We start from the raw sequence: 16,483 nt of genomic DNA on the forward strand, positions 1-16,483 counted from the left end.
GCCGCGCGGCGGCCGGTGTGCATGCACGCACAAGAGACCCGGGGACACCCCAGGCACAAGGTCAGAGCGTACCTACCGCATGGGCGCGGGTCAAAACAAATGGGCAGCCGCAGGTCGCGGGGCGTCGCCGGGCACGGGCCGGGTCCGGGGCGGCACGGCGCGGTCCGCCGGACCGGCCGCCGCGGCGGGTTCCGGGCAGGCCCACGGTAACCCGGTGCGGCGCGGTGCGAAACCCCTCCCGACCGGCCCCGGTCCGACCGGCGGCGGTGCGGCCGGTCCGGCGGGCGCCTGCCCGGCGGGCACGGCCGGACCGGGCCCGCGCCTCAGGCGGCCGTGGAGAAGAGGAGGACGAGCGCCCAGAACGCGGTGCCGATCCAGCCCAGCACCAGGCCGGCCGTGGCCATGCCGTCCCCCTGCTCCCCCGACTCCCGGATCCGGGCCCGGGCGACGTGCCCGAGCACCGCCGCCGGCAGGGAGGCGAGGCCGAACGGCATGAAGCCGAGCAGGCCCAGCACCATCGAGGCCGCCGCCATGCCGTTGGTCGGCGGCGCGGGCCGGTACGGCGGGACGAAGACGTACGGCTGGGGGTGGACGAGGGGCTGCGGCGGCCCGAAGGCCGCGGGCACCATGCCCCCCGGCACGCCCATCGGACCGGTGGGCAGGTCCGCGACCAGCGCGGTGAGCTCACCGTACGTCAGCGCGCGGTAGGCGGCCTCGACCCGCTGGCCGTACTCGTCGGGCGTCAGCCTGCCCTCGGCGTAGGAGGCCTTGAGCACGTCGACGGTGCGCTCGCGGTCGGCGTGCGCCGCGCGCATCACCGCCTGCGGCGACTGGACGGACTGCTGGGCTGGCTGCCAGGGCCCCCACGGCTGAGGGGCGCCCCGCCCCGGCTGAACGGCCATCGGTCACCTCCGGATCCCGCCCCAGTGTCCTCCTCATAGTGGACGACGGGGCGCCGCCGCGCGTTCCCGCCGCGGAAACCGTCGAGGACCTGTGACACGCGGCGGCGCCCGGCGGGTGGGCCGTTCGGGAAGGATGACGGCCGACGGCCCGTCAGCGGGCGTCGGGGACGAGGGCGAAGGGGCGGCACATGGACGCAGCACCACCGGTCGCGGTGGGGATACGCGGCCTCTGGAAGAGGTTCGGGCAGCAGGTCGCCGTGGCGGGCGTCGACCTGGAGATCCCCGCCGGCAGCTTCTTCGGCCTGGTGGGGCCGAACGGCGCGGGCAAGACCACCACGCTGTCGATGGCCACCGGACTGCTGCGGCCCGACCACGGCACGGTCCTGGTCCACGGCGCCGACGTGTGGCGCGACCCCGTCGCGGTCAAGGCGGGGATCGGGATCCTCCCCGAGGGGCTGCGGATGTTCGAGCGGCTGAGCGGGCGGGAGCTGCTGCAGTACGGCGGGCGGCTGCGGGGGCTGCCCGCGGCGGAGGTGGACCGGCGCGCCGACGAGCTGCTGCGGGTCCTCGACCTGGACGGCGCCGGGGGCAGGCTGGTCGCGGACTACTCCACGGGCATGCGGAAGAAGGCCGGGCTGGCGGCGGCGCTGCTGCACAACCCGCGGGTGCTCTTCCTGGACGAGCCCTTCGAGGGCGTGGACCCGGTCTCCGCCCAGACCGTCCGGGGCGTGCTGAAGCGGTACGCGGCGTCCGGCGGCACCGTGGTCCTCTCCAGCCACGTCATGGAGCTGGTGGAGCAGCTCTGCGACCGGGTGGCGGTGATGAACGCCGGACGGGTGGTCGCCCGGGGGCCGCTGGACGAGGTGCGCGGCGGCCGCAGCCTGCACGAGGCGTTCCTCGACCTGGTCGGGGCGCGCGACGACGGCGCCGGCGCCTCGCTGGGCTGGCTCGGCGCACGCCCCGGGGACGCCCGGTGACCGCCGCGGACACGTCCGCCGGGGACACGCCGGCCGGGGGCGCCTCCGCCGGGGTCGCGGCACCCGCCCGGGGGGCGGCCGCCGACCGGGACGTGGTGCGGGCGGTGGTCTCACTGAAGGTGCGGCTGCTCCGCAACGGCCTGCGGCGCAACGGCGGCCGGGCCGTCGCCTACGTCGTCGGCTCCGCCCTGGGCCTGCTGCTGGCGTCCGGGACCGCGGTCGCGCTGGCCGCCCTGCACGGCCACCGGGGCGCGGGCGACGCGGCGGTGGTCGTCGCCACCGGGCTGGCGCTGGGCTGGGCGGGCGTGCCGCTCTTCCTCTTCGCCGGCGACGAGAGCGCCGACCCCACCCGCCTGACGATGCTGCCGCTGCGGCCGTCGCCCCTGCTGCGGGGGATGCTGCTGGCGGCGCTCGTCGGCCCGGGCCCGCTGCTGAGCGCGGTGGTGCTGGGCGGTGCGGCGGCGGCCGCGGCGGCCGGGGCGGCCGGGGCCGCGACGGCGGTGGCGGCGGTGCCGCTGGCGGTGCTCACCCTGGTGGTGCTGTCCCGCGCGGTGGCGGCGGGCAACGCCCGGATGCTCTCCAGCCGGCGCGGCCGCGACCTCGCCGTCTTCGGCGGCCTGCTGTTCGCGGTGCTGATCCAGAGCGCCAACATCGCCTTCCAGGGCGTCCTCGGCAGGCCGGGCACGGGAGGCGTCGACCTCTCGGCGCTGGAGCCGGCGGGCGCCGTGCTGCGCTGGGTGCCGCCGGTGAGCGCGCTCGGCGCGGTCCGCTCGGCGGGCGACGGCGCGTGGGCGGCGGCCGCGGTGCAGCTGGCGGCGGCCGCGGGCCTGCTGGTGCTGCTGCTCCGCTGGTGGCGGGCCTCCCTGCAGCGGCTCATGGTCACCGCGGACTCCTCCACGCTCGCCGCCGCCCCCGAGGTCCGCGAGGCGCGGCGCGGCGGGGGCCTCTCCTCGCGGCTGCTGCCCGCGGACCGGTCCGGGGCGGCCCTGCAGCGGCAGCTGCGCTACGTCCGGCGGGAGCCACGGGCGAGGGCGGCCGTGTTCAGCGGCATCGGCATGATGGCCGCCCTGTCCGTGCTCGCCGCGGTGCAGGGCGGCATGAGCGTGTACACGGTGGCGTTCGGCGGCCTGGTGCTGGGGCTGCAGACGCTCAACCTGTTCGGCATGGACGGGTCCGCGTTCTGGATGGTGGCGGCCACGATCGCCGGTCCGGCGGACGCCAGGGCCGAACTGCGCGGACGGGTCCGGGCGGTGGCCGCGTACGCCGTGCCGTCCACGGCGCTGCTGGGGGCGGTGCTGGCCGCGTTCGGCGGGGGCTGGGCGGACCTCCCGGAGGCGCTGGGGCTCACCTGGGGCCTGCTGGGCGGCGGCGCGGGCGTCGGCGCGGTGCTGAGCGTGCTGCTGCCGTACGCCATGCCGGCGGGCGGCAACCCCATGCAGAACGCCGCCCCCGGGCAGGCCGGGCTGGTCCTGGGCAACATGTTCGGGTCCATGCTCGGGGTGGTGGTGCTGACGGTGCCGCTGGGCGTGGCGGCGTTGGCCCTGCACCTGGCGGACGGGCCGACCTGGACCGTGCTCCCGGCCGGTGCGCTCTACGGCGCCGGGATGGCGGCGCTCGGCGTCCGGCTGGCGGGCCGGCTGCTGCCCCGGCGGCTGCCGGAGGTGCTGGCCGCCGTGGTGGAGCGCTGAGCAGCGCCGTACCGGGGCGGCCGGGCGCCCGGGCCGTCCGTCAGCGCACCGCGTCGAGGTGCGCCAGGACGGCCTGGACCCGGCGGTTCGCGTCGTCGGTGGGGGCCAGCCCCAGCTTGGCGAAGATGTTGGCGATGTGCTTGGCGACGGCGCCGTCGCTGACGGTCAGCCGGGCGGCGATCGCCGAGTTGGAGCAGCCCTCCGCCATCAGCTCCAGCACCTCCCGCTCGCGGGGCGTGAGCCGGCCCACCGGCCGGGAGCGCTCCCCGCGCTCCAGCAGCCGGGCGATGACGTCGGGGTCCATGGCGGTGCCGCCGGCCGCCACCCGGCGCACGGCGTCGACGAACTGGCCGGCGTTGAAGACCCGGTCCTTGAGCAGGTAGCCGACACCGCCGGTGCCGTCCGCCAGCAGCTCGCGGGCGTACAGCTGCTGCACGTGCTGGGAGAGGACGAGCACCGGCAGGCCCGGGATCTCCCGGCGCGCGGCCAGCGCCGCCTGGAGGCCCTCGTCGGTGAGGGTGGGCGGCAGCCGGACGTCCACCACGGCGACGTCCGGCCGCTGCTCCAGGAGCGCGGCCAGCAGGTCGGGGCCGGTCTCCACGGCGGCCACGACGGTGAAGCCGTGGGCCTCCAGCAGCCGGGTCAGGCCTTCCCGGAGGAGGTAGAGGTCCTCGGCGAGGACGACGCGCACGGCAGCTCCATGGTCACGGTGGTCGGGCCGCCCGGCGGGCTGCTCAGGGCGAGGACTCCGTCGAAGGTACCGAGCCGGCGCCCGATCCCGCGCAGCCCGCTGCCGCGCGCCGGGTCGGCGCCGCCGCGCCCGTCGTCGGTCACGGTGATCCGCAGGGACCCGGCGCGGTGGAGCAGGTCCACCCAGACCTGGCGGGCGCCGGAGTGCTTGGCCGCGTTGGCCAGCAGCTCGCAGACGCAGAAGTAGGCGGCGGCCTCCACCGGGGCCGGCGGGCGCTCCGGCAGGTCCGCGCAGACCTCCACGGGCAGCGGGCTGTCCAGCGCCAGGGCGCGGACGGCGTCGGCGAGGCCGCGCTCGGCCAGGACCGGCGGGTGGATGCCCCGCACCAGGTCCCGCAGCTCCTGCAGGGCCTTGTGGGACGCCTGCCGGGCGTCGGCGAGCAGGGCGCGGGCGGCGGGCGCGTCGGTGTCCATCAGGTGCTCGATGGTGCCCAGCGTCATGCCGATGGCCACCAGGCGGGCCTGGGCGCCGTCGTGCAGGTCGCGCTCGATGCGCCGCAGCTCGGCGGCCTGGTCGCCGACGGCGTCGGCACGGCTGGCGGTGAGGTGCTGCACCCGCTCGGCGAGCTCCGCGCGGGTGGCGCCGTCCTCGGGGTCGAGGAAGTGCCGCATCCAGCGGGTGTGCAGGCGCAGCGCGTACGGGGCCAGCACCAGGCCCGCGGCCGCGGCGGCCAGGCCCAGGAGCAGGGCCTGGGCGATCCCCGGCTTCTCGAAGGGGTAGCTGTCCAGGAGGTTCACGAAGGCCAGTCCGGTGACCGGGACGCCCGCCGCGAACAGGCCGGCGGCCACCCCGGCGGTCAGTCCGGCGGCCACCGGGTTGGCGAGCAGCCACGCCTGGTCGCGCCAGGTGCCCGGGTCGCGCAGCGCCCGGTGGACGTGCCGGGAGACCTGCGCGGTCCAGCGGCGGCGGTGGTAGGCGTGGCCGCTCCACCAGTGGCCGCGGTCGCCCTGCTCCAGCGGGGGCAGCGGGTCGTAGGACTCGGGGAGGCGGACGCCGAACCACTGCGCGGCCTGCCGCCGGGACCACCGGGCGTTGCGCCGGCCGAGGCCGAAGGCGGCGGCCGCCAGGGCGCAGCCTCCGGCCGCGAGGTACGGCAGGACGGTGAGGCGGCCCACGACGCCCTGGACGGCGAACGCCAGCAGGACGGCGAGGACCGCCAGCAGGACCGCCGGTCCGAGGAACGCCCGGAGGCAGAGCAGGGCGCACCGCCACAGCGCCGTCAGCCGCTCCGCCGTCCACACCCGGACCCGCTCCAGCTCGGCCCTCGGGCCCTCCCCCGCCACCGGCTCCCCCACGCTCATGCACCGCTCCCCGTCCGTACGCCCGTCCCTGCCGCTGTCGCACGCCAGTCTGCCGCGCCCGCCCCCGCCGGGTCACTGGCCCTGGGACCCCTCGGCGGGGGTGGTGCCAGCACCACCCCCGCCGGTGCGGCCGCCGCCGGGAAGCGGCACTCCGGCGGCCTCGCCAGGCCTAGGGTCGTGCCATGCACAGAAGCGCCGCCGCCCTCACGTCCTGGCTCGCCGACCGCACTCCCGACCAGCTCACCGTCCTGCTGCGGGAGCGTGGACTGCCCGCGGCGGCCGCGTACGAGCCGCAGGCGCTCGGCAGCCTCCGGGGGCTCGCCGCCCACCTGCTAGGCGACCACTCCACGGCCGCGGCCCTCGGCCTGCTCACCCTGCCGGAGCTGCAGGTGCTCACGGCCGCGGCGGGGCTGGCCGACCGGCGGTACGGGCCGTGGGACGCGAGCGGCACCGACCCCGCGGAGCGGGCCGTCCCCCGTGCCGCACTGCTGGACGCCCTGGCCCGGGACAGGCCCTCCCGGCAGGCCGCGGAGGAGTGCCTCGACCGCCTGGCGGCGCGGGCGCTCGTCCTGCCGCCGCACGGCGCCGACGTGGCGGTGCCCGCGCTGGTGCACCGCCGGTCCGCGCGGCTGCGGGGACTCGGCAGGCCGGCCGCCGCCCTGCTGGGCGATGCCTTCAACGCGGGCGAGATCCACGCGATCGCGGCCGAACTGGGGCTGCCGAAGGCCCGCAACCGGGACGAGGCGCAGCGGGCGGTCGCGGCGGTGCTCGGCGACCGGACGGCGGTGCGGGCGCTCGTCTCCGAGGCGCCGCAGGAGGCGCTGGACCTGCTGGAGCGGCTGGTGCCCGGGCCGCCGGCGCTGCTGACCCGCTGCTTCACGGCGCAGTACGGCTACTACGTCGCGGGCCGCACGAAGTTCGCGTTCCGGCCCGGCGGGTCCGGCGACCCGGGCACGGACTGGCTGGCGGCACGGGGCATGGTGGTCCCCGTCGGCACCGACCTGGTGGAGCTGGTGCGCGAGGTCGCCGAGGCGCTGCGCGAGGACGGGGACGCCTGGACGTTCGACGCCCTTCCGCCCCGGGCGGCCGGGCTGGTGCCGCTGCCCGCGCGGGCCGCGGACGAGGCACAGGCCGCCGCAGCCGCGGCGGCCGCCCGGGCGGAGCTGCTCCTGCGGGCGGTGGCGGAGCAGCCGCCCTCGCTACGGAAGGCGGGCGGGATCGCGGTGCGGGACACCCGGCGGCTGGCGAAGGCGGCCGGCGTCCCCGAGGAGCAGGCGAGGCTGTGGCTGGACCTGGCGGCCAACGCCGACCTGCTGGCCCCCGTGGAGGAGGAGCCGCCGCCGAGGACCCGCGGCCGCCGGTCCGCGCCGCCGCCGCAGCCTGCGGCCCGGCTGCTGCCGACCGCGCGGTACGACGCGTGGCTGGCGGAGCCGCCCGCCGGGCGGCTGCTGCCGCTGCTGGCGACCTGGGCGGTGGTGCCGGAGGTCTTCACCCACTGGCCGGAGGAGGACGGTACCCCGGTGGCGCTGTTCGGCCCGCAGGACCCGGGCGCGGTGACCGTGCGCAGGGTGCTGCTGGACGCCCTGGCCGACCTCCCCGGCGGCCGCGGACTGGGACCGGCGGGGGCGGACTCCCTGCGGGACGCGGTGGCGTGGCGGCGACCGCTGGAGTTCGCCGGGGCCTTCCCGGAGGAGCGGGCGCGGGCGACCCTCGCCGAGGCGGAGCTGCTGGGCGTGGTCGCCCACGGGGCGCTCACCCCGGTCGGGCACGCCGTGCGCGGGCTGCTGGACTCCGGCGCGGACCGGTGGTTCCCCGCCGTCCCCGGTGCCGGGCCCCGGCTGGACTCGGAGCCGGCGGTCGACGCCGCGGTGCGGCGGCTCTCCGGGGCGCTCGCGGAGCTGCTGCCCACGCCGCAGACCACGGCGCGCTTCCAGGCGGACCTGACGGCCGTCGTTGCGGGGGCCGCCTCCCCCGAGCTGACCGACCTGCTCTCCTCCTGCGCGGTCCGCGAGTCGGAGGGCCACGCCATGGTGTGGCGGATCAGCGCCGCCTCGGTGCGCCGTGCCCTGGACGGCGGCCTCGACGCGGCCGACCTGCTGGAGCGGCTCGCGGCGGCCTCCGCCGACGGGCGGGCGCTGCCGCAGCCGCTGGAGTACCTGGTCAAGGACGCCGCCCGCACCCACGGCCGGATGCGGGTGGTCCGCTCCGCCTGCTGCGTCCGGTCCGACGACGAAGCGCTGGTGCTGGAGCTGTCCCGCTCCCGCGTCCTCGCGAGGCTGGGCCTGCGCCGGATCGCCCCGACCGTTCTGGTCAGCGCCGCCGAGCCGGACGCCGCACTGGCCGCCCTGCGGGCCGCCGGGTACGCCCCGGTGCTGGAGGCGGCGTCGGGCACCACCGTGGTGGAGCGGGTGCCCGGGCAACGCGCCCCCTCCACCATGCCGCCGCTCTCCCGCGCGGTGCGGCGCGGCGGCCCCGGCCCGCACAGCGCCGAGGCCCTGGCGGCGAAGCTGCTGGGCCGCTGAGACCGGGAGGCCGGGTGCTCCGGCGGGCGGACGGGCCGGTGCTCGGGGTCACCGACCGGCCAGTCTCCGCAGCAGCTCCCCGTCCTCCGCCGTGATCCGGTCCAGTGCCTCGGTGAAGCGCTCGGGCCGCCGGGCCGGGTGGCGGGGGACGGCCTCGGCGGCGGCCTCCTCCCCGGAGCGCCGTTCCGGGGCCGCCCGCTCGATGGGGAGCCTGTCGTCGGCCTCATCGGGCCGGGGGGTCGTCTCCATGACCCGATGATGGCGCCCGCGACCGCGCGGTGCCACACGGTGCCGGTGAGGTCCCCGCACATGCCGCGAGGGCGGCCGCCCCCTCTCGGGAGCGGCCGCCCTCGCGGTCGTGCGGTGCTGTCGGGCGACTCAGCCGGTGTACGGCCCGTAGTCGTAGTCCTCCAGCGGGACGGCCTGGCCGGAGCCGGCGCCGAACGGCGAGATGTCGTAGTCGTCGTAGCCGACGGCCGAGTACATCGCGGCCTTCGCCTCCTCGGTGGGCTCGACCCGGATGTTGCGGTAGCGGGGCAGACCCGTACCGGCCGGGATGAGCTTGCCGATGATGACGTTCTCCTTGAGGCCCAGCAGCGGGTCCGACTTGGCGTGGATCGCCGCGTCGGTGAGCACCCGGGTCGTCTCCTGGAAGGAGGCGGCCGACAGCCAGGACTCGGTGGCCAGCGAGGCCTTGGTGATACCCATCAGCTGCGGACGGCCGGAGGCGGGGTGGCCGCCCTCGGACACCACGCGGCGGTTCTCGGTCTCGAAGCGGCCGCGCTCGACGAGCTCGCCGGGCAGCAGCTCCGCGTCGCCGGACTCGATGATCGTCACGCGGCGCAGCATCTGCCGGATGATGATCTCGATGTGCTTGTCGTGGATCGACACGCCCTGCGAGTTGTAGACCTTCTGGACCTCCTGGACCAGGTGGACCTGGACGGCCCGCTGACCCAGGATGCGCAGCACGTCGTGCGGGTTGGTGGCGCCCATGGTCAGCTTCTGGCCGACCTCGACCGCGTCGCCCTCGCCGACGAGCAGCTTCACGCGCTTGGAGACCGGGTACGCGATCTCCTCGCTGCCGTCGTCGGGGGTGACGACGATCTTGCGGGTCTTCTCGGTGTCCTCGATGCGGACCCGGCCGGCCGCCTCGCTGATCGGGGCGACACCCTTGGGGGTGCGGGCCTCGAAGAGCTCGACGACACGGGGCAGACCCTGGGTGATGTCGTCACCGGCCACACCACCGGTGTGGAAGGTGCGCATCGTGAGCTGGGTGCCGGGCTCACCGATGGACTGGGCGGCGATGATGCCGACGGCCTCGCCGATGTCCACCAGCTTGCCGGTGGCCAGGGAGCGGCCGTAGCACATGGCGCAGGTGCCGACCGCCGACTCGCAGGTGAGGATCGAGCGGGTCTTGACGGTGGAGACACCGTGGCGGACCAGCTCGTCGATCAGCACGTCGCCCAGGTCGGTGTTGGCCTGCGCCAGCACCTTGCCGTCGACGGTGATGTCCTCGGCGAGCATGCGGGCGTAGACGCTGGTCTCGACGTCGTCGGCCTTGCGCAGCACGCCGTCGGCGCCCACGGAGGCGATCTCCAGCTTGAGGCCGCGCTCGGTGCCGCAGTCCTCCTCGCGGATGATCACGTCCTGCGAGACGTCGACCAGACGACGGGTGAGGTAGCCCGAGTCGGCGGTCCGCAGGGCGGTGTCGGCGAGACCCTTACGGGCACCGTGGGTGGAGATGAAGTACTCCAGCACGGTGAGGCCCTCGCGGAACGAGGCCTTGATGGGACGCGGGATGGTCTCGTTCTTGGCGTTGGACACCAGACCGCGCATACCGGCGATCTGACGCATCTGCATCATGTTTCCGCGGGCTCCCGAGTCCACCATCATGAAGATGGGGTTGGTCTTCGGGAAGTTCGCGTTCATCGCCTCGGCGACCTCGTTGGTCGCCTTGGTCCAGATCGCGACGAGCTCCTGCTTGCGCTCGTCGTTGGTGATCAGACCGCGCTCGTACTGCTTCTGGATCTTCTCGGCCTGCGCCTCGTAGCCCTCGAGGATCTGGGGCTTGCTCGGCGGCACGACGACGTCGGAGATCGAGACGGTGACGCCGGAGCGGGTCGCCCAGTGGAAGCCGGCCGACTTGAGGTTGTCCAGCGTGGCCGCGACGGTGACCTTGGGGTACCGCTCGGCCAGGTCGTTGACGATCGCCGAGAGCTGCTTCTTGCCGACCTCGTAGTCGACGAAGGGGTAGTCCTCGGGCAGCAGCTCGTTGAAGAGGGCGCGGCCCAGGGTGGTGGAGAGCCGGAAGGGCTCACCGTCGACCCAGGTGGGGGCGCCGTCCTCGTCGAGCGGCGGGGTCCAGCCGCGCGGCGGCACGGTGCCGGCGGGCAGGCGGACGTCGATCGGGGCCTGGAGGTCCAGCTCGCGGGCGTCGAAGGCCATCATGGCCTCGGCGGTCGAGGTGAACGAGCGGCCGCCGCCCTTCACGTCCTCGCGGTCGGAGGTGAGGAAGAACAGGCCGAGCACCATGTCCTGGGTGGGCATGGTCACCGGGCGGCCGTCGGCCGGCTTGAGGATGTTGTTCGAGGACAGCATCAGGATGCGGGCCTCGGCCTGGGCCTCCGCCGACAGCGGCAGGTGGACGGCCATCTGGTCGCCGTCGAAGTCCGCGTTGAACGCGGTGCAGACGAGCGGGTGGATCTGGATGGCCTTGCCCTCGACCAGCTGCGGCTCGAAGGCCTGGATGCCCAGGCGGTGCAGGGTGGGCGCACGGTTCAGGAGGACCGGGTGCTCGGCGATGACCTCTTCGAGGACGTCCCACACCACGGGGCGGGCGCGCTCGACCATGCGCTTCGCCGACTTGATGTTCTGCGCGTGGTTGAGGTCCACCAGGCGCTTCATCACGAACGGCTTGAAGAGCTCCAGCGCCATGGCCTTGGGCAGGCCGCACTGGTGCAGCTTGAGCTGCGGGCCGACGACGATGACGGAGCGGGCCGAGTAGTCGACGCGCTTGCCGAGCAGGTTCTGCCGGAAGCGGCCCTGCTTGCCCTTGAGCATGTCGGAGAGCGACTTCAGCGGGCGGTTGCCCGGGCCGGTGACCGGCCGGCCGCGGCGGCCGTTGTCGAACAGCGCGTCGACGGCCTCCTGCAGCATGCGCTTCTCGTTGTTGACGATGATCTCGGGCGCGCCGAGGTCGAGGAGCCGCTTGAGGCGGTTGTTCCGGTTGATCACGCGGCGGTACAGGTCGTTCAGGTCGGAGGTCGCGAAGCGGCCGCCGTCCAGCTGCACCATCGGACGCAGGTCCGGCGGGATGACCGGGACGCAGTCCAGCACCATGCCGTTGGGCTTGTTGCGGGTCTGCAGGAACGCGGAGACGACCTTGAGGCGCTTGAGCGCGCGGGTCTTCTTCTGGCCCTTGCCGGTCTTGATGATCTCGCGGAGGCGCTCGGCCTCCTCCTCGAGGTCGAAGGACTCCAGGCGCTTCTGCAGCGCCGCGGCGCCCATCGCACCGGAGAAGTAGGTGCCGAAGCGGTCGCGCAGCTCGCGGTAGAGCAGCTCGTCGCCCTCGAGGTCCTGGACCTTGAGGTTCTTGAAGCGGCTCCACACCTCGTCGAGGCGGTCCAGCTCGCGCTGGGCGCGGTCGCGCAGCTGCTTCATCTCGCGCTCGGCGCCCTCGCGCACCTTGCGGCGCACGTCGGCCTTGGCGCCCTCGGCCTCCAGCTCGCCCAGGTCGGACTCGAGCTTCTTGGCGCGGGCCTCCAGGTCGGAGTCGCGGCGCTGCTCGATCTGCTGGCGCTCGACGGAGACGTGGGCCTCCAGCGACGGCAGGTCGCGGGTGCGGCGCTCGTCGTCCACCCAGGTGATCATGTAGGCGGCGAAGTAGATGACCTTCTCGAGGTCCTTCGGCGCGAGGTCGAGGAGGTAGCCGAGCCGGCTCGGCACGCCCTTGAAGTACCAGATGTGCGTGACGGGGGCGGCCAGCTCGATGTGGCCCATCCGCTCGCGGCGCACCTTGGCGCGGGTCACCTCGACGCCGCAGCGCTCACAGATGATGCCCTTGAAGCGGACGCGCTTGTACTTGCCGCAGTAGCACTCCCAGTCCCGGGTGGGGCCGAAGATCTTCTCGCAGAAGAGCCCGTCCTTTTCCGGCTTCAGGGTGCGGTAGTTGATGGTCTCGGGCTTCTTGACCTCGCCGTGGGACCACTGGCGGATGTCGTCGGCGGTGGCCAGGCCGATGCGCAGCTCATCGAAGAAGTTGACGTCGAGCACTTTTCGTCAAGCCCTCTTTCAGGGGTCGAGTCTTTCGTCTGGTCTGATGGGGGCCTTGGGGGTGGCGGGGCCTCGCCGGGGCGGGGCCCCGCCGACCTCCGTCAGACCTCTTCGACGCTGCTCGGCTCGCGCCGGGACAGGTCGATACCGAGCTCCTCGGCGGCGCGGAACACGTCCTCGTCGGAGTCACGCATCTCGATGGACATGCCGTCGGACGACAGCACCTCCACGTTCAGGCAGAGCGACTGCATCTCCTTGATGAGGACCTTGAAGGACTCGGGGATGCCGGGCTCCGGGATGTTCTCGCCCTTGACGATGGCCTCGTAGACCTTCACGCGGCCGAGCACGTCGTCGGACTTGATGGTGAGCAGCTCCTGCAGGGCGTAGGCCGCGCCGTACGCCTCCAGGGCCCACACCTCCATCTCGCCGAAGCGCTGACCGCCGAACTGCGCCTTACCACCGAGCGGCTGCTGGGTGATCATCGAGTACGGGCCGGTCGAACGGGCGTGGAGCTTGTCGTCGACCAGGTGGTGCAGCTTGAGGATGTACATGTACCCGACGGAGATCGGGTGCGGGAACGGCTCGCCGGAGCGGCCGTCGAAGAGCTGCGCCTTGCCGGAGGCGCCGACCATGCGGTTGCCGTCCCGATTGGGGATGGTGTTCTCCAGCAGGCCGGTGATCTCGTCCTCGCGGGCGCCGTCGAAGACCGGGGTCGCCAGGTTGGTGCCGGGCTCGACCTGGTCCGCGTCGATCGCCTGGAGGCGGCGGGCCCACTCGTCGGCGATGCCGGAGACGTCCCAGCCCTGCTTGGCCAGCCAGCCGAGGTGGGTCTCCAGGACCTGTCCCGGGTTCATCCGGGACGGGACACCGAGCGGGTTGAGGACGATGTCGACCGGGGTGCCGTCCTCGAGGAACGGCATGTCCTCGACCGGGAGGATCTTGGAGATGACGCCCTTGTTGCCGTGGCGGCCGGCGAGCTTGTCACCGTCGGTGATCTTCCGCTTCTGGGCCACGTAGACGCGGACCAGCTGGTTGACGCCCGGGGGAAGCTCGTCGCCCTCCTCGCGGTCGAAGACGCGGACGCCGATGACCTTGCCGGACTCGCCGTGCGGCACCTTCAGCGAGGTGTCGCGGACCTCGCGCGCCTTCTCGCCGAAGATCGCGCGGAGCAGGCGCTCCTCCGGGGTCAGCTCGGTCTCGCCCTTGGGCGTGACCTTGCCGACCAGGATGTCGCCGGTGACGACGTCGGCGCCGATGCGGATGATGCCGCGCTCGTCGAGGTCGGCGAGGACCTCCTCGGAGACGTTCGGGATGTCCCGGGTGATCTCCTCGGGGCCCAGCTTGGTGTCGCGGGCGTCGACCTCGTGCTCCTCGATGTGGATCGAGGAGAGGACGTCGTCCTGCACGAGGCGCTGCGACAGGATGATCGCGTCCTCGTAGTTGTGGCCCTCCCACGGCATGAACGCCACGAGCAGGTTCTTGCCGAGGGCCATCTCGCCCTCGTCGGTGCAGGGGCCGTCGGCCAGCACCTGGCCGACCTCGATACGGGCGCCCTCGTCCACGATCACCTTCTGGTTGAAGGCGGTGCCCTGGTTGGAGCGCGTGAACTTGGCCACCCGGTAGGTGGTGTAGGTGCCGTCGTCGTTGGCGACGGTGATGTAGTCCGCGGAGACCTCCTGGACCACACCGGCCTTCTCGGCGGCGATGACGTCGGCGGCGTCGACGGCGGCGCGGTACTCCATGCCGGTGCCGACCAGCGGCGCCTCGCTCTTCAGCAGCGGGACGGCCTGGCGCATCATGTTCGAGCCCATGAGCGCGCGGTTGGCGTCGTCGTGCTCGAGGAAGGGGATCATGGCGGTCGCGACCGACACCATCTGGCGCGGCGAGACGTCCATGTAGTCGACCTCGGTGCCCGGGATGTAGTCGATCTCGCCGCCGCGGCGGCGGACGAGGACACGGGGCTCGGCGAAGGTCAGCTCGTCGGTCAGCGGGGCGTTGGCCTGCGCGATGACGAAGCGGTCCTCCTCGTCGGCGGTGAGGTAGTCCACCTGCTCGGTGACCACACCGTCGACGACCTTGCGGTACGGGGTCTCGACGAAGCCGAAGGCGTTGACCCGGCCGTAGGAGGCGAGCGAGCCGATCAGGCCGATGTTCGGGCCTTCGGGGGTCTCGATCGGGCACATGCGGCCGTAGTGCGACGGGTGCACGTCGCGGACCTCGAAGCCGGCCCGCTCACGGGACAGACCGCCGGGGCCCAGCGCGGAGAGACGGCGCTTGTGGGTCAGGCCCGACAGCGGGTTCGTCTGGTCCATGAACTGGGACAGCTGGCTGGTGCCGAAGAACTCCTTGATGGAGGCGACGACCGGCCGGATGTTGATCAGGGTCTGCGGCGTGATCGCCTCGACGTCCTGGGTGGTCATCCGCTCGCGGACGACGCGCTCCATGCGGGCCAGGCCGGTGCGGACCTGGTTCTGGATGAGCTCGCCGACGTTGCGCAGGCGGCGGTTGCCGAAGTGGTCGATGTCGTCGACCTCGACGACGATGTCGCGACCCTCCTCGGCGTCCACCCACTCGGTCTCGCCGGCGTGCAGCTTGACCAGGTACTTGATGGTGGCGATGACGTCCTGCTCGGTGAGCACGCCGGAGTCCAGGGACTCGTCGATGCCGAGCTTGCGGTTGACCTTGTAGCGGCCGACCTTGGCGAGGTCGTAGCGCTTCGGGTTGAAGTAGAGGTTCTCCAGCAGGGTCTGGGCGGCCTCCTTGGTCGGCGGCTCGCCCGGGCGCAGCTTGCGGTAGATGTCCAGCAGCGCGTCGTCCTGGCCCTGGGTGTGGTCCTTCTCCAGGGTGGCGCGCATCGACTCGTACTCGCCGAACTCCTCGAGGATCATCTCGTTGGTCCAGCCGAGGGCCTTCAGCAGCACGGTGACGGACTGCTTGCGCTTGCGGTCGATGCGGACGCCGACCATGTCGCGCTTGTCGATCTCCATCTCCAGCCAGGCACCGCGGGAGGGGATGACCTTGGCGGAGAAGACGTCCTTGTCGGAGGTCTTGTCGAGCGACGAGTCGAAGTAGACGCCCGGGGAGCGGACCAGCTGCGACACCACGACACGCTCGGTGCCGTTGATGACGAAGGTGCCCTTGTTGGTCATGAGCGGGAAGTCGCCCATGAAGACCGTCTGCGACTTGATCTCGCCGGTCTCGTTGTTGGTGAACTCGGCGGTGACGAAAAGCGGCGCGGCGTAGGTGAAGTCGCGCTCCTTGCACTCGTCGATGGAGTTCTTCGGCGGCTCGAAACGGTGGTCGCGGAAGGTCAGCGACATGGAGCCGGAGAAGTCCTCGATCGGCGAGATCTCCTCGAAGATCTCCTCGAGGCCGGACTTGGTGGGGACGTCGTGTCCGTTCGCGAGGGCGCTCTCGACACGGGCCTTCCACGCCGCGTTGCCGAGCAGCCAGTCGAAGCTCTCGGTCTGCAGGGCGAGGAGGTTGGGTACCTCGAGAGGCTCGCGGATCTTCGCGAAGGAGACACGCAGGGGTGCGGTGGAGGCGGAGTTGTTCGAGGCGTTGCGCGAGGCGGCCAAGAGGGGGTCCTTCCGAGGGCTCGGACTCACTACGCGCGTACCGGGCCCGACCTTCCCAGGACCGGCCCCCGACCTCGCGGACCCCTCACCACCAGGAGGTTTCTCCTGGTCGGGAAGAGTTTCGGTCGGGATGCCACCCCTGTTCAGGGCAGTGCGAACTCCGGGCGACGAGTCACGGAGCAGCTAACAGGCAGCGCAAAGGGACAGTGTAGCCGTTCGGCACACTGCTGTCCAGCTCTGATCCGGAGGCCGAATCGGAGACTCCCTCCCTCGTGCCGACCGCCCCCGTCGGGGCGGTCTGCAGGGCGGTTCCTGCCTGTCGTACGGCCCCTCGGAAAGGCCGTACATCTCACGCCGTGTTCACTTCCCGTCACGGGCCCGGTTCATGCACGCCGGACCGGACGGAGTGACCGCGCGTCCTGAGAATCGCGCGCGGCGTGCGGTTCGTCAAGGGCCGGACGCTGCGGGGATCGCCGCGGGCGCCGGTCGGCG

At 73.5% G+C, this 16,483-nt stretch carries 9 protein-coding genes; 3 read left to right on the forward strand and 6 right to left on the reverse strand.

Annotated features, from left to right (window positions below; all coding sequences use genetic code 11):
- Positions 1-323 precede the first annotated feature (323 nt).
- Positions 324-902: a DUF1707 and DUF4190 domain-containing protein gene (locus LO771_RS06090; protein ID WP_308188845.1), complete on the reverse strand. Its 579-nt coding sequence runs from the start codon at positions 900-902 to the stop codon at positions 324-326.
- Positions 903-1,090: 188 nt separating this feature from the next.
- Between LO771_RS06090 and LO771_RS06095 the strand changes: the two genes are divergently transcribed.
- Positions 1,091-1,879: an ABC transporter ATP-binding protein gene (locus tag LO771_RS06095; RefSeq protein WP_230648798.1), complete on the forward strand. Its 789-nt coding sequence runs from the start codon at positions 1,091-1,093 to the stop codon at positions 1,877-1,879.
- A complete protein-coding gene (locus tag LO771_RS06100) occupies positions 1,876-3,567 on the forward strand; it encodes a transporter (protein WP_230648800.1) in 1,692 nt (563 codons plus the stop codon). Before LO771_RS06095 ends, LO771_RS06100 begins: the two co-directional genes overlap by 4 nt.
- 40 nt (positions 3,568-3,607) lie before the next feature.
- Here LO771_RS06100 and LO771_RS06105 read toward each other — a convergent pair whose 3' ends face one another.
- Both LO771_RS06105 and LO771_RS06110 read right to left on the reverse strand, forming a co-directional pair.
- Positions 3,608-4,258, reverse strand: a complete 651-nt coding sequence (locus tag LO771_RS06105; RefSeq protein ID WP_230648802.1) for a response regulator transcription factor — start codon at positions 4,256-4,258, stop codon at positions 3,608-3,610.
- The gene (locus LO771_RS06110; RefSeq protein WP_230648804.1) at positions 4,210-5,619 is read right to left on the reverse strand and encodes a sensor histidine kinase; all 1,410 of its coding nucleotides are present in this window, start codon (positions 5,617-5,619) and stop codon (positions 4,210-4,212) included. Before LO771_RS06110 ends, LO771_RS06105 begins: the two co-directional genes overlap by 49 nt.
- Positions 5,620-5,801: 182 nt before the next feature.
- Between LO771_RS06110 and LO771_RS06115 the strand changes: the two genes are divergently transcribed.
- Positions 5,802-8,141: a helicase-associated domain-containing protein gene (locus LO771_RS06115; RefSeq protein WP_230648806.1), complete on the forward strand. Its 2,340-nt coding sequence runs from the start codon at positions 5,802-5,804 to the stop codon at positions 8,139-8,141.
- Positions 8,142-8,189: 48 nt separating this feature from the next.
- On the opposite strand, the gene LO771_RS06120 is transcribed toward LO771_RS06115, so the two are convergent.
- The 3 genes from LO771_RS06120 to rpoB all read right to left on the reverse strand — a co-directional run bounded on the left by LO771_RS06120 (position 8,190) and on the right by rpoB (position 15,991).
- The gene (locus LO771_RS06120) at positions 8,190-8,390 is read right to left on the reverse strand and encodes a hypothetical protein (protein WP_230648808.1); all 201 of its coding nucleotides are present in this window, start codon (positions 8,388-8,390) and stop codon (positions 8,190-8,192) included.
- 129 nt (positions 8,391-8,519) lie between these two features.
- Positions 8,520-12,413 carry a DNA-directed RNA polymerase subunit beta' gene (locus LO771_RS06125; protein WP_230648811.1) on the reverse strand — a complete coding sequence of 1,298 codons (3,894 nt, stop codon included), beginning with the start codon at positions 12,411-12,413 and terminating at the stop codon, positions 8,520-8,522.
- A gap of 101 nt (positions 12,414-12,514) precedes the next feature.
- Positions 12,515-15,991 carry a DNA-directed RNA polymerase subunit beta gene (gene rpoB, locus LO771_RS06130; RefSeq protein ID WP_230648813.1) on the reverse strand — a complete coding sequence of 1,159 codons (3,477 nt, stop codon included), beginning with the start codon at positions 15,989-15,991 and terminating at the stop codon, positions 12,515-12,517.
- Positions 15,992-16,483: the final 492 nt, after the last annotated feature.

The organism is Streptacidiphilus sp. ASG 303, assembly GCF_020991365.1.
Classification (GTDB): domain Bacteria; phylum Actinomycetota; class Actinomycetes; order Streptomycetales; family Streptomycetaceae; genus Peterkaempfera.